Source organism: Lujinxingia litoralis, from assembly GCF_003260125.1.
Taxonomy (GTDB): Bacteria; Myxococcota_A; Bradymonadia; order Bradymonadales; family Bradymonadaceae; genus Lujinxingia; species Lujinxingia litoralis.
In genome coordinates this window covers 1,047,206-1,059,488 of the sequence record NZ_QHKO01000001.1, presented here as the reverse complement: position 1 = coordinate 1,059,488, position 12,283 = coordinate 1,047,206, and the positions used below count along the sequence as shown (strand labels likewise).

Genomic DNA, 12,283 nt, shown 5'->3' with positions numbered 1-12,283 from the left:
TCGTTTCAGAACCAAAAAAAAGCCCCGACGCGACGCGTCGGGGCTTTTTTTAGGCGAAGCGCGCAGGCGTTAGAGGCGGCCCGTCGGGGCGATGATACGCAGAAAATCGCTCATCGACATGCCCGGCTCGTAGACCTTATCGAACTCCGGAAGTGCGGCCAGCACGGGTTCGCGCGCGGTGAGCTCAGCCCACTTTAAGAAGGGTACCAGGAAGGGGCGGGCGCCTTCGACCTCGCGGTAGAGGAGGTGAGCGGTGATGTTGCCATCGTCGAGAAAGCCGCTCTGGCGGTAGTGTTGCAGAAAGCCCGGGCGATCGTAGGGGACCTGGCGCAGGGTGACTCGGTAGTCTGAGCCCTGGCCTTCGAGGATGGCGTACTGGGCGCGCCAGTCGCCGTTGAAGGGCAGGCCTACTGAGCCCACGTTGACGATGAGGCCGTCATCAAAGCGGTGAATGAGCGGGCGGTGGGTGTGGGCGCAGATAAGCGTGGAGCCTGCGATGGCGTCGAAGTGCTCGCGCAGGCGATCCTGTGGAGTCCAGGCCCCGATACCTTCACTATGAGAGCGCGGTGAGCCGTGGAAGACCTCCACGTGGGGATCGCAGTCAGCGCGACGTGAGAAGGGCAGCGCGTCGATGAAGCGCTCGGCCTCCGGGGTGAGCTCGTCGGCCATCCAGCGCGAGGCGGCCCACTCGTCGAGGGTGCGCCAGTCGTCGGGGATATCACCGCGACAAAACCCGAGCAGATAGTCTTCGTGATTGCCGCGCACGCACTGCCAGCCCAGCTCGGCGATACGCTGGACCACGGCACTCCCCTGGGGACCGCGACCGACCAAATCGCCGGCGACGATCACCTCGTCGATCGGGTGCTCTGCGATGTCGGCAATGATCGCCTCCAGGGCAAAGAGGTTGGCGTGAACATCTGCAAGGATGGCGATCGTAGGCATGCCGACTCGGGTGGGTGGCTTGGGGGCTGGCGAGGTCAGGTCCAGAGGTAGGGCTTCCAGTCCTCGGGATGTTCCTCAAGGTTACCCGCCCCGGCGCTGAATGGCCACCAGCGCGGCTCGTAGGGTTGGGTGAGCAGGGGCATCCTGGCTTCGGTGGGGGTGCGAGAGTTTTTCCGGCGATTGCAGGGCTGGCAGCTGGTCACGATGTTGGTCCAGGAGGTGTCGCCCCCGCGGCTTTTGGGCAAGACATGATCGAAGGTGAGATCGGCACCATTGAAGCGATCGCCACAGTACTGACAGCAGTAGCCATCGCGTCGGTAGATGTTGTTTCGTGAGAAGTGCACCCGTCGGCGGGGAATGCGCACCCGGCGTAGCAGGCGCAACACCGAGGGCAGGGTGATGCTCTGGTGGGTGGCATGCACCTCGCGCTCTTGCGCGACCAGGACCTCGGCCTTGCCCAGCCACAACAACGTGACGGCCTTGCGCCAGTCAACGATCGAGAGCGGCTCGTAAGAGGCGTTGAGCAAGAGGGCGGGTTTCATGCGAGCTCCGGGCGTGGGCCTGATGCGTTCGAGGAGGGGGGGAGGCTGCGCCTTAAGGGCAGCGTCGGCACAAAAACCGCCCTGGAGGGTGCGCGTATTTCCCACGAAGTTCAAAGGCTTAGAGCAACAACGCTGTGACAGTGCGTTTGAAAGTTATTGACGGGGGAGGCTTCGGGCCAGCACCAGCGCCTGAATTTTTTCAACGCCGGCGTTTTTCAGGGCGGCTGCCGCTGCATCGAGCGTGGCGCCGGTGGTGAGCACGTCGTCCACGAGGACGACGGTGTCGACGTCCATCGGGCGCCACCGGGCCTCGAAGGCATCGCACAGGTTGGTGCGGCGCTCCTCCATCCCCAGGCTCGCCTGCGCGCGGGTGCGCCGAATCTTCTTCAGGGAGAAGAGCCGGCAGTGGTGGGGCCCCTGGCGCGCGCAGTGAAGGGCGATCAGGGAAGGAAGGTGGAAGCCGCGCTTGCGCAGGTTTGAGGGGTGGGCCGGCACCGGCACAAAGAGCGCCGGAGGCATTGCGGCTAGAGTGGGGCGAAGCGCTCGGGCGGCACCGGTGACCAGGGCGTGGGCCGAGATGATGTCTTCCCGATATTTGATGCGTCGAAGCGCCGCCGAGACAGCGCCCTCGTACTCCCAGAGCGCGGTGGTGTGGAGGATGGGAGAGTTGGGGCGGCGCTGGCAGCCCGGGCACCGCGTCACATTGCTTGCAACGCCCGCGGCATAAGGGGAGCGGCTCACCGGCAAAGGGAGCGCGCAGCGCGGGCAAACGGCGGCCTCCAGGAGATAGCTGTCCTCTCGGCAGATGGCGCAGAAGGCCTCGTTCGTCAGGGCGGCTTCGTCGCAGGCGGCGCAGCTCGCCGGGACACATGCGGCGTAGACCTGGCGCAGATGTTCCAGGGCTTGATCAACGAGGTAGACAAGTCGATGGGGCACGGTAGTCTCCGGCCAAAGGAGGCGTGGCAGGTCCTATTATCGACGGGCGAGTCCGACCTCTTGCGTGGCGAGAGTAGATTTTTCTGGAAGCGGAGAAGGGATGAAGATCAGTGTGGTGGCGGTGGGCAAAATGCGCGAAGGGCGCCTGGGCGAACTCGCCAGGGAGTATCGCGAGCGGTTGGCTCATCATCTGCCGGTCGAAGATATCGAGGTTCGCGAGGCCCGGGTCAGCGGTCACGATGTGGCCGGTGCGCTTGCCGAAGAGGCCGAAGCCATGCGCAAGGTCACGCCCGAGGGGGCCCTGACCATCGCGATGATGGAGGGCGGCAAGCAGATCGACAGTCACCAGCTCGCCGAATGGATGGATGAGTGGATGGTCAGCGGGCAGCGCCACGTGGTCTTCTATATCGGGAGTGCCCACGGGCTGGATCGCCCCTTGTGCCGGGAGAGCCAGCGGCGACTCTCCCTCTCGAAGATGACCTTCCCCCACGAGATGGCGCGAATGATGCTGTGGGAGCAGCTCTACCGGGCGATGACCATCATTCGCGGTGAGCCCTACCATAAGTGAGCCCGTCGGTGAGCGGCGCCAGAGTAACCACGCCCCCGCAGGTCGAGCCTGCGGGGGCGTGAAGGCAACCTCTCAAGAGGTGCGCGGACGGGCCGGGGGCGAATCAGGCGTCAAAGGCTTCGCCGTCAAAGTGCCCGTAGAGCTCGGCCGGCGCTCCCTCCAGTTCGAGGCGAGGGGCTTCGGACCACATGCGCTCCAGATCGTAGTCGCTGCGGGCGTCTTGATGGAAGATGTGTACGATGATGTCACCGTAGTCGAGCAGAGCCCAGCGGCCGGTGTCGAGACCTTCGGCGCCCATGGTCTTGCGTCCCGACTCGCGCATCTCCTGGTCGACGCGGCGGGCCAGGGCCTGCACGTGGCGCTCGGAGGTGCCGGTGGCCACCACAATGAAGTCGGTGTAGCTCACCCGGCCGCGCAGATCGATGACGGTGGTGTTAAGGGCTTTGAGATCCCAGGTGACCGCGGCAATGCCACGGGCAACCTCGGTCAGCTCCTGATCGAGGTCGGTCTGGTCGGTGTTCGGGGTGGAAGCGGCGCTCTCTGTCTTCATTCCTCTCCTGGATTGGTAACCTGCCGGCGTATGCAGCAGGAGGCCTCGCGGGCTGTACGAGTATAGTGGGAGCCCACTGGCGAGGCCAACATCGCGGGTCACTCCCGGATCTGTCCCGTACCTAACACAACGAATTTGGTGGTCGTCAATTCCTTTAACCCCATGGGGCCGTAGGCGTGCATGCGGGTGGTGCTGATGCCAATCTCGGCGCCCAGGCCCAGTTGGCCTCCGTCGCTGAAGCGCGTGGAGGCGTTGATCAGTACCACCGAGGAGTCGACCGCGTCGATAAAGCGCTGGGTTTGCGGGTAGTTCTCGGTCAGCAGCGCTTCGGAGTGACGCGAGCCAAAGCGGTCGATATGGGCGATGGCGGCCTCCAGGTCGTCGACCACTTTGACCGATAGTTCCAGACTCAAAAATTCGGTGGCGTAAGCCTGGTCGGTGGCCGGGGTGTAGGCGATGTCCAGTGACTCGGCAATGGCGGCGCTGGTCTCACAGAGGTGGAGTTTAACGCCGGCGCGGGCCAGGGCCTTAAGGCAGCGCTCCACGTGGACGCCCAGCGCGTTGCGCGTAAAGAGCAGCGTCTCGGCGGCATTGCATACGCCGGGGCGTTGGGTTTTTGCGTTGAGCACCACACGCTCGACTACCTCTACGTCGGCCGACCCGTCGACGACCAGGTGGCAGACCCCCTCATCGTGTTTGATGACCGGGATGCGGGAGTGCTGGTGCACGAAGTGAATCAGGCCCTTGCCGCCGCGGGGGATGATCACGTCGATGGCCTCACTCAGCGTGAGCAAATGAGTGGTGGCCTCGCGTGCCCGGCTCTCGACAAAGCCAATGGCCTGGCAGGCGTCCTCGGGCAGCGCGCTGGCCCGAAGCCCCTGGCGCATCGCGGTGACCACGGCCAGGTTGGAGGCGTAGGCATCGCTGCCGCCTTTGAGCATCACGCCGTTGCCGCTCTTTAAGCAGAGCGCGGCGGCGTCGCTGGTCACATTGGGACGCGCCTCGTAGATGATGCCGATGACGCCCAGGGGGATGCGTTTTCGGGCCACCTGGAGTCCGTTGGGGCGCATCCACATTTCATCATAGCCGCCAACCGGGTCGGCCAGGGCACGCACCTCGTCGATGGCTGCGGCCATCTGTTCGATGCGCTCCGGGGTTAAGCGGAGGCGGTCGATGAAGGCATCACTTAAGTCGTTATGGCGAGCTCGCGCCAGGTCGGCCTGGTTGGCCTGGAGGATGGCTTCGGTGTGCGCGCGCAGGGATTGCGCCATGTGCTGGAGGGCATCGTCGCGCACCGAGCCGGGCTGGCGAGCCAGCTGGCGCGCAGCGCGGCGAACGCCACGGGCCTGCTCGGTGAGCAGCTGCGGATCGAAGGTCTCTTTCACAATGAATCTCGTCGCTTGTTCGGGGCTGCCTCGCCAGGGGAGCAAGGCCAGAAGATCGGAGCAGCAGGCGCACGGTCAATGATTGTGAAAGGCGCCAGGTCCGCATCCTGTAAGGGCTTCGGGGATGTCTTAAACTTTTCTGCTTGACTTGGTTAGGGCCGCGCATACGGTATGCCGCGTTAGCACTCTCCGGTCGAGAGTGCTAAGAGGCCGATTCCGGTCTCTGATTCACTCAAACACCTTATTTCATAACCCATTCTACGAGGTGAAGCGATGAAGATTCAGCCCCTGTATGATCGCGTCCTTATCCAGCGCGTGGCCGGTGAAGAGAAAACCTCGACCGGCATCATCATCCCCGACACCGCCAAAGAGAAGCCCCTGGAAGGGATCGTGCGTGCCACCGGTAAAGGCAAGCCCGGCGATGACGGTAAGCCCGTGGCTCTGCAGGTCAAAGAAGGCGATAAGGTCCTCTTTGGCAAGTACTCCGGCACGGATGTGACGATCAACGGCGAAGAGCACCTGATCCTTCGTGAAGAAGAGATCCTGGCGGTGATCACCGACTGAGCCTTCTGCCCTTTGCAGAACTCAGGCTGTTGAACGGCTGTATTGACTCGCTTAATAAGCGAGCACCCAGACCCTTGAATTAGGAGAACTACCATGGCCAAAGAGATCATTTTTGATACCCGCGCTCGCCAGCGCATCCTCAACGGCGTCAACACCCTTGCCAACGCTGTGCGCGTGACCCTGGGGCCGAAGGGCCGCAACGTGGTCATCGAAAAGAGCTTCGGCGCGCCCCTGATCACCAAAGACGGTGTGACCGTGGCCAAGGAAGTTGAGCTTGAGGACAAGTTCGAAGATATGGGCGCCAAGATGGTCAAAGAGGTCGCCTCCAAGACCTCCGACACCGCCGGTGACGGGACCACCACCGCCACGGTGCTGGCCCAGGCCATTCTGCGTGAAGGTACCAAGCTTGTGACCGCGGGCCACAACCCGATGGAAATCAAGCGCGGCATCGACAAGGCTGTTGCCGCCGTCGTGGAGCAGCTCCACACCATGGCCACCGAGACCAGCGAGCGCTCGCAGATCGCTCAGGTGGGCACCATCTCGGCCAACAACGATGAGTCGATCGGTAACCTGATCGCCGAAGCGATGGAAAAGGTCGGCAAAGAAGGCGTGATCACCGTCGAAGAAGCCAAGGGCCTGGAAGACGAGCTGGAGTTCGTCGAAGGGATGCAGTTCGACCGTGGCTACCTCTCGCCCTACTTCGTGACCGACGCTGAGCGTATGGAAGCGACCTTTGACAACCCCTTCATTCTGCTCTTCGACAAGAAGGTCAGCACGATGAAGGACCTGCTGCCCCTGCTGGAGCAGGTGCACGGTCAGGGCAACCGTCCGCTGCTGATCATCGCCGAAGACATCGAAGGCGAAGCGCTGGCGACCCTGGTGGTGAACAAGCTGCGTGGCGTGCTCAACGTCGCTGCGGTTAAGGCGCCGGGCTTCGGTGACCGCCGCAAGGCGATGCTCGAAGACATCGCGACCCTCACCGGTGGCAACGTCATCAGCGAAGAGCGCGGCATGAAGCTGGAAGCGGCCACCCTTCAGGACCTGGGAACCGCCGACACCGTCACGATCACCAAGGACTCCACCACCATCGTCGGTGGTCAGGGCTCCAAGGACGCGATCACCGGTCGTGTCAGCCAGATCAAGGCGCAGATTGAGTCGACCACCAGCGACTACGACCGCGAGAAGCTCCAGGAGCGTCTGGCTAAGCTCGTGGGCGGCGTGGCCGTGATCAAGGTCGGTGCGCAGACCGAGATCGAAATGAAGGAGAAGAAGGCTCGCGTCGAAGACGCGCTCAACGCGACCCGCGCTGCCGTCGAAGAGGGCATCGTCCCGGGTGGTGGTGTGGCTGTGCTGCGTGCCTCCAAGGTGCTCGATGGCCTTGAGCTGGAGCATGAGCAGGCCTTCGGTGTCGACATCATCCGTCGCGCGGCTCAGGAGCCGATCCGTCAGATTTCGGCCAACGCCGGCGTCGAAGGGTCCATCGTTATCCAGAACGTGCTCAATAACGATGGCAACTACGGCTACAACGCCCGCACCGATGTGTACGAAGACCTGGTGAAAGCCGGCGTCATCGATCCGGTCAAGGTGACCCGCACCGCGCTTCAGAACGCGGCCAGCATCGCCGGTCTGATGCTGACGACCGAGGCGATGATCGCCGAGAAGCCCAAGGCGGGCGACGACGACGGTGGCGCTGCCGGGATGGGTGGTATGGGCGGCATGGGTGGCATGGGCGGCATGGGCATGATGTAAGCCCCGGGCTCGGGGCTGGTGTAAGCCGTCCCGGGCGCCCGACCTCCTTGCAGGTCCTGTGACACTGCCCTTGCGGTTGTGTGTTTTAAGAAGCCGGCCCCGCGCTTAAGCGCGGGGCCGGCTTTTTTGATGTTTCGGACGCGACGCTTAAGTCCCGCGACACTCGCCACACTGCGCCACTCGCAGCCCCCGGTCTATGCGATGGACCGTCTGGCGGCGCGATGTTAGATTCTCGCCGGATGAGGCCCGCTGAGACGGTGCACCCGCGCTGAGACGGTGCACGACTGTGCTAAAAGAAGGACGCATGACCCACCACGGCACTGAGACCCGCGCCTACGCTGAGCTGCGCGCCGGGATGCTCTTTGACGACAAGTACCGCATCGTGCGGCCGCTGGGGGAGGGGAGTTTTGCCACGGTGATTCACGCCCGTCATGAGGTGATGGATCGCGACGTGGCCCTGAAGTTTTTGCGTCCCGAGGTGATGGCCTCTCATCCCGAGGTGGCCGAGCGCTTCATGAATGAAGTGCGCCTGGCCAGCCGGCTGAAGAGCCCGCATACCGTGGCGATCTTCGACTTCGGAAAGACCTCCGAGGGCATCCCTTACATGGTGCTGGAGTACGTCGACGGGCGCACCCTGGATGAAGTCATTGAGAAGCACGGCGCGCTGGGCAAACGCCGCTCCATGGAGTGGTGCCTCCAGATTCTGGAGAGTCTGCAGGAGGCCCACGCCCATCATATTATTCACCGTGACTTAAAGCCGGCCAATATCATGGTCGGTCGTACCGCCCGCGGGGCGCTGACGGTGAAGGTGCTCGACTTCGGCGTGGCTAAGCTGGTGGAGCGAGCGGAAGAGAAGGTCAAGACAAGCTCGGGACGCCAGTCCACCCAGTTCATCGGCACCCCCCGCTATATGAGCCCTGAGCAGATCCTGGGGCAGAAGGTCAGCGCCGCGAGTGACCTCTACAGCGTGGGATTGATCTTCTTTGAGATGTGCACCGGCCGGCCCTGCATCGATGAGTCCAGCGTGGCAAAGGTCGCGCGCTTTCATCTCTCCGAGGAGCCGCTTCCCCTGGAGGGCATCGAAGGGCTGCCCGAGGAGCTGCGGGCCATCATCCATCGGGCGACCGAGCGCCATCCCTCCAGGCGCTATGCCTCCGCCGGAGAGATTCGCCAGGAACTCGATGACATCCTGGCCGGTCGCGCGCGTGAGAGGGGGGCTCAGCCGACCGCCCCGCAGACCCCTCGGGCGATGACGGAAGCCTCCGATGCATCGGAGGATGTCTTCTCGGGGAAGGGGTACCTGCCCCTGCCCGAAGACTCGGAGAAGGAGCTTCGGTCAGGCGCCGGCACCTCGTCGGGGAGCGTACGGGCCCTGGGCGCGCGGGGGGCTTCGGCGCCGTCACCGCAACGCAGCGTCGCCCGGGCGCGCCCTCGAAACGCCGGGGAGCTGGACCTGGACCTGGGGACGGTGGCTCGGCAGCAACGGCAGCTCGCTCGTGAGAAAGACCCTTCGGTGGCCGAGCTTCGCCAGCACCAGGAGCGGGCGGCGACTCATGCACACTGGCGGCTGACGCTGGTCGGAGTGCTGGCGCTGGGCCTGCTGACCTTCCTGTCGTTTGCCCTGGTATCGGCGGCGGCTTCACCGCTGGGGGCGTCGGCCCGGGCGGTGGTCGGGGCGCTACCTTGTGTTCTGAGTTTTATCTGGGTGGCGTTCTCCCATACCCTGCATTTTTCCGATGTGACTCGCCGCTGGTTGCTGCCCTGGGTGAAGCGCTATGCTGCGGCCAGTGCGATCGCTCTGGTGCTGGTGGGGCTGCTCATTCCCGGTGACGCGGCCCGTGGGTTGCGTGGCGATACCCTTTGGTTTCTCGGGCTGAGTCCGGAGCAGATCCCGATGGCGCTGCGCGTGACGCTGGGGGCGATCGCCGGAGCGATTGCCGCGATCTATGAGATGCTGGAGCCGATGTTGCCCTGGGCCGGATAAGAGGATGGGATGAACGAGCCGCACCGACGACTACAGCAATTGATCCGGCCGGGTGACCTGCTGGAGCAACGCTACCGAATCGGGCAACGCGTCGGCGCCGGGGCCTACGGCATGATCTTCAGCGCGGTGGACGAGCTCACCAGCGAGCGCGTGGCCATCAAGGCGATTCCTCCGGCGGATAGCCCGGCCTCCGAGACGGCGATCGGGCGCTTCCAGCGCGAGATGACGGTGGTTCGCACGCTGGTGCACTCCAACATCATCTCGCTCTACGACTGGGGGCGCTCCGGCCAGGGGCTCATCTTCATGGTGCTGGAGTACGTGGAGGGGGAGACGCTCGATAAGGTGGTGCACCACAACCCGATGCGCGCAGAGGTCGCCATCGACGTGATTCGCCAGATCGCCATGGCCCTGCAGGTGGCGCACGAGCACGGGGTGATTCATCGGGACTTAAAGCCCGCGAACGTCATGCTCTCCCCAACCCGCTACGGGGGCTACAAGGTCAAAGTGCTCGATTTTGGCATGGCCAAAGTGCTCTCGAAACTCGAAGACGAGTCCATTGTCGATCTGACCCGTGAAGGGATCGCGGTGGGGACCCCTCGCTACATCGCGCCGGAGCAGGCCCGAGGACTGCCGGTGGGGCCGGCCGCTGATATGTACGCGCTGGGGCTGCTCTTCTATGAGATGTTAGCCGGGGAGCAGGCGGTGCGAGCAGCGAGCGTCGACGATGCGATCAGCGCACACGTCTCGCGCAAGCCGCTGGAGCTTCCCCAGCTGGCTGCGATCGATTCCCGGCTGCATGGCCTGTTGCGCGCGCTGCTGGAAAAAGATCCCGACCAACGACTTCCCGGCGCCAGTGAGCTGCTCCAGGCGCTGGACCGGATCGAGAGGGGCCAGGATGCCTCATCACCCGTGGCTATTAGTGAGGTGCGTGGTCCGGCGATGGGGGAGCAGGTGGATATCCTGGCGTCGGTGGATCCGGATACGTTTCGACGCAAGCGAAGCGCTCGGGAGGTGGTCGGAGGCCTGCTGGGCGCCGGCGAAAAGCTGGAGCTCGATTACGACGCCTACAAAGAGCATCACCGGGCCGATAGCGATCCGGTGATGCGGCGTCGTCGCCTCCGACTGGACCGCTGGTTTCGCCCGCCACGAAGCATCGGTGAGTGGGCCGAGGTCTGCCTGAGCCTGGTGGTCGTGCCGATGGCGTTTTTGATGATCGGAGCTCAGGCCAGCGAGTTCGGCTACGGGCTGCGTCTGATGACGGCGGCCTCTCCTGCGGTGCTGGCGCTGGTCTGGTCGCTGGTCTCGACGTCGACCGACTGGTCTAACTCCCTGGGGCGCGTGGCCTGGCAGCTGGCGTTGGGGGCGGCGGTCGTGGCGCACCTCTTCGGGCCGGTGGAGCTGGCCGGCGAAATGGCGAGGGATCCTGTGTGGTTTGTGCAGGCTGCTGATCCGGCCGGACCTCTACGGGTGATGGGGGCCGGGGCGGCCTGGTTCTCGCAGCACTGGTCTGCGCTGGTGCTCACCGTAATGCAGGCCTTACCTCTTTAGACATGTCGGTGAGGGGCGCTCGGAATGCCCGAGAGGCGCAGCCGGTTTTGGGCGGCGAGATAACCCGGTGCTCGGAGCGCCGGCTTGACACCCCTTCGGCACGAGTTGTAGGCCAGAGCCCGCTCATCCGAGACAACCAGATATCTTCACGTACCCAGGAGACTTCATGCTGTTTGAGAAACGCCGACTGATCGGGCTTGCGCTCGTCGCTGCTCTGGGAGGCGGCGTCGTCGCCTGTGATTCCTCCAAACAAGAGGAAGCAGCCACCGAAAACGCCGCGGCCGAAGACGAGGCCACCGGCGAGGAGGGCGCGGCCAAGGACGAGGCACAGGCTCAGGCCGAACCCGAAGAGATTCCCCTTGAGAAACTCCCCTTCCACGCGACCGGCCCCGTGGCCAAGATCGATGGCAAGGAAGTAGGGGCGGATACCTTCAATGACATGGTGCGCCAGCGTGCCTCGCGTCTCCCGGAGCGGGTGCCCGCGCAGATGCTCGATATGCTCAAGGCCCAGACTGTCGATCTGGCCATCGATCACTATCTGGTCGAGAGCACCCTGGAAGAGGCCAACGTCGTGGCCACTAAGGAAGACGTCGATAAGCTCTTCAACGAGTTCCGCGAGCGCTTCCCCAATGAGGCGATGTTCAATGGCTATCTCCAGCAGATGGGTCTGAACCAGGAGATGGTGCGCGAGAACATGGCGCGGGACGCTCGTCTGGAGAAGTACCTGGAGAGCAAGTACGGCCTGGAGGTTCCGGCTGAAGATGTCGAGACCTACTACAACGAGCATACCGAGCGCTTTACCCGTCCGGACGAAGTGCGTGCGCGACATATCCTGATCAAGGTGGAGCGCGGGGCCGATGACGAGGCTGTGGCCACCGCCCGCGCCAAAGCCCAGGAGATCCTGGAGTTGGCCAAGGCCGAGGGTGCGGACTTTGAAGCGCTGGCACGTGAGCACTCCGAAGGGCCGACCGCGCCGCGTGGCGGCGACCTGGGCTTCTTTGGCAAAGGTCGCATGGTTCCGGAGTTCTCCGAGGTGGCCTTTGGTATGGAGCCCAATCAGGTCTCGGATCTGGTTCGTACGCAGTTCGGCTTCCACATCATTCAGCTCGTCGAGAAGCGTGACGCCGCGGTCGCGACGCTGGATGAGGTCAAAGACGACATCGAAGTTGAGCTGCGCCACGAGCTGCGCGTGCGTCTCTTCCAGCGCTTTTTGACCGAGCTGCGGGAAGGGGCCACCGTTGAGAAGCTGGCGGATAACATTAGGGTGAACCAGGAGATGGCGGCTTCGGCCGATGAGATGCCTCCGGGGATGCCTCAGCTGAACCTCCCCGGGCAGGTCGCCCCGCAGCAGGGCCAGAAGGCCCCGGCGGCCGGCGCCGGGCGTCAACTTAAGCTCGACCCCTCGTTGCAGCCCGGTGCGAAGTAAGCTCCGCTGATGTGACATGAAAAGCCCCCGGCGCTCTGGCGCCGGGGGCTTTTTTATGCGCGGTCCCGTGGGGCTGGCGAGGCTGCCTG

At 64.0% G+C, this 12,283-nt stretch carries 11 protein-coding genes; 6 read left to right on the top strand and 5 right to left on the bottom strand.

All coding sequences use genetic code 11. The annotated features are described in order from the left end of the window. Window positions 1-69: 69 nt before the first annotated feature. From DL240_RS04375 to DL240_RS04365, 3 genes are all read right to left on the bottom strand, one after another. A complete protein-coding gene (locus DL240_RS04375) occupies window positions 70-942 on the bottom strand; it encodes a metallophosphoesterase family protein (protein ID WP_111728625.1) in 873 nt (290 codons plus the stop codon). A 35-nt stretch (window positions 943-977) separates the two neighbouring features. Next, window positions 978-1,484 carry an HNH endonuclease gene (locus DL240_RS04370; RefSeq protein WP_111728624.1) on the bottom strand — a complete coding sequence of 169 codons (507 nt, stop codon included), beginning with the start codon at window positions 1,482-1,484 and terminating at the stop codon, window positions 978-980. Window positions 1,485-1,637: 153 nt separating this feature from the next. Next, window positions 1,638-2,420: a ComFC family protein gene (locus DL240_RS04365; protein ID WP_111728623.1), complete on the bottom strand. Its 783-nt coding sequence runs from the start codon at window positions 2,418-2,420 to the stop codon at window positions 1,638-1,640. 100 nt (window positions 2,421-2,520) lie between these two features. Between DL240_RS04365 and DL240_RS04360 the strand changes: the two genes are divergently transcribed. Continuing rightward, complete coding sequence (locus DL240_RS04360; RefSeq protein ID WP_111728622.1) at window positions 2,521-2,988, top strand: 23S rRNA (pseudouridine(1915)-N(3))-methyltransferase RlmH; 468 nt, start codon at window positions 2,521-2,523, stop codon at window positions 2,986-2,988. Between the two features lie 103 nt (window positions 2,989-3,091). Here the strand turns inward: DL240_RS04360 and rsfS are convergent, their stop codons facing one another. Beyond that, window positions 3,092-3,538 carry a ribosome silencing factor gene (rsfS, locus tag DL240_RS04355; protein ID WP_111728621.1) on the bottom strand — a complete coding sequence of 149 codons (447 nt, stop codon included), beginning with the start codon at window positions 3,536-3,538 and terminating at the stop codon, window positions 3,092-3,094. Window positions 3,539-3,636: 98 nt separating this feature from the next. Then, entirely contained in the window at window positions 3,637-4,923 is a 1,287-nt protein-coding gene (locus DL240_RS04350) for a glutamate-5-semialdehyde dehydrogenase (RefSeq protein ID WP_111728620.1), read from the bottom strand. 273 nt (window positions 4,924-5,196) lie between these two features. On the opposite strand from DL240_RS04350, the gene DL240_RS04345 reads away from it, so the two are divergent. The 5 genes from DL240_RS04345 to DL240_RS04325 all read left to right on the top strand — a co-directional run bounded on the left by DL240_RS04345 (window position 5,197) and on the right by DL240_RS04325 (window position 12,194). Next, the gene (locus tag DL240_RS04345) at window positions 5,197-5,487 is read left to right on the top strand and encodes a co-chaperone GroES (protein WP_111728619.1); all 291 of its coding nucleotides are present in this window, start codon (window positions 5,197-5,199) and stop codon (window positions 5,485-5,487) included. 93 nt (window positions 5,488-5,580) lie between these two features. Further along, complete coding sequence (groL, locus tag DL240_RS04340) at window positions 5,581-7,236, top strand: chaperonin GroEL (protein WP_111728618.1); 1,656 nt, start codon at window positions 5,581-5,583, stop codon at window positions 7,234-7,236. Between the two features lie 304 nt (window positions 7,237-7,540). Beyond that, window positions 7,541-9,220, top strand: coding sequence for a serine/threonine protein kinase (locus tag DL240_RS04335; RefSeq protein WP_111728617.1), 1,680 nt, complete (start codon window positions 7,541-7,543; stop codon window positions 9,218-9,220). A 9-nt stretch (window positions 9,221-9,229) separates the two neighbouring features. Continuing rightward, entirely contained in the window at window positions 9,230-10,768 is a 1,539-nt protein-coding gene (locus DL240_RS04330; RefSeq protein WP_111728616.1) for a serine/threonine-protein kinase, read from the top strand. 166 nt (window positions 10,769-10,934) lie between these two features. Then, complete coding sequence (locus DL240_RS04325) at window positions 10,935-12,194, top strand: peptidylprolyl isomerase (RefSeq protein ID WP_111728615.1); 1,260 nt, start codon at window positions 10,935-10,937, stop codon at window positions 12,192-12,194. Window positions 12,195-12,283: the final 89 nt, after the last annotated feature.

Excerpts from the sequence above, each read along its gene's own strand:
- DL240_RS04375 (WP_111728625.1), bottom strand. The coding sequence starts at position 942 with ATGCCTACGATCGCCATCCTTGCAGATGTTCACGCCAACCTCTTTGCC.
- DL240_RS04370 (WP_111728624.1), bottom strand. The coding sequence starts at position 1,484 with ATGAAACCCGCCCTCTTGCTCAACGCCTCTTACGAGCCGCTCTCGATC.
- DL240_RS04360 (WP_111728622.1), top strand. The coding sequence starts at position 2,521 with ATGAAGATCAGTGTGGTGGCGGTGGGCAAAATGCGCGAAGGGCGCCTG.
- rsfS (WP_111728621.1), bottom strand. The coding sequence starts at position 3,538 with ATGAAGACAGAGAGCGCCGCTTCCACCCCGAACACCGACCAGACCGAC.
- DL240_RS04345 (WP_111728619.1), top strand. The coding sequence starts at position 5,197 with ATGAAGATTCAGCCCCTGTATGATCGCGTCCTTATCCAGCGCGTGGCC.
- groL (WP_111728618.1), top strand. The coding sequence starts at position 5,581 with ATGGCCAAAGAGATCATTTTTGATACCCGCGCTCGCCAGCGCATCCTC.
- DL240_RS04335 (WP_111728617.1), top strand. The coding sequence starts at position 7,541 with ATGACCCACCACGGCACTGAGACCCGCGCCTACGCTGAGCTGCGCGCC.
- DL240_RS04330 (WP_111728616.1), top strand. The coding sequence starts at position 9,230 with ATGAACGAGCCGCACCGACGACTACAGCAATTGATCCGGCCGGGTGAC.
- DL240_RS04325 (WP_111728615.1), top strand. The coding sequence starts at position 10,935 with ATGCTGTTTGAGAAACGCCGACTGATCGGGCTTGCGCTCGTCGCTGCT.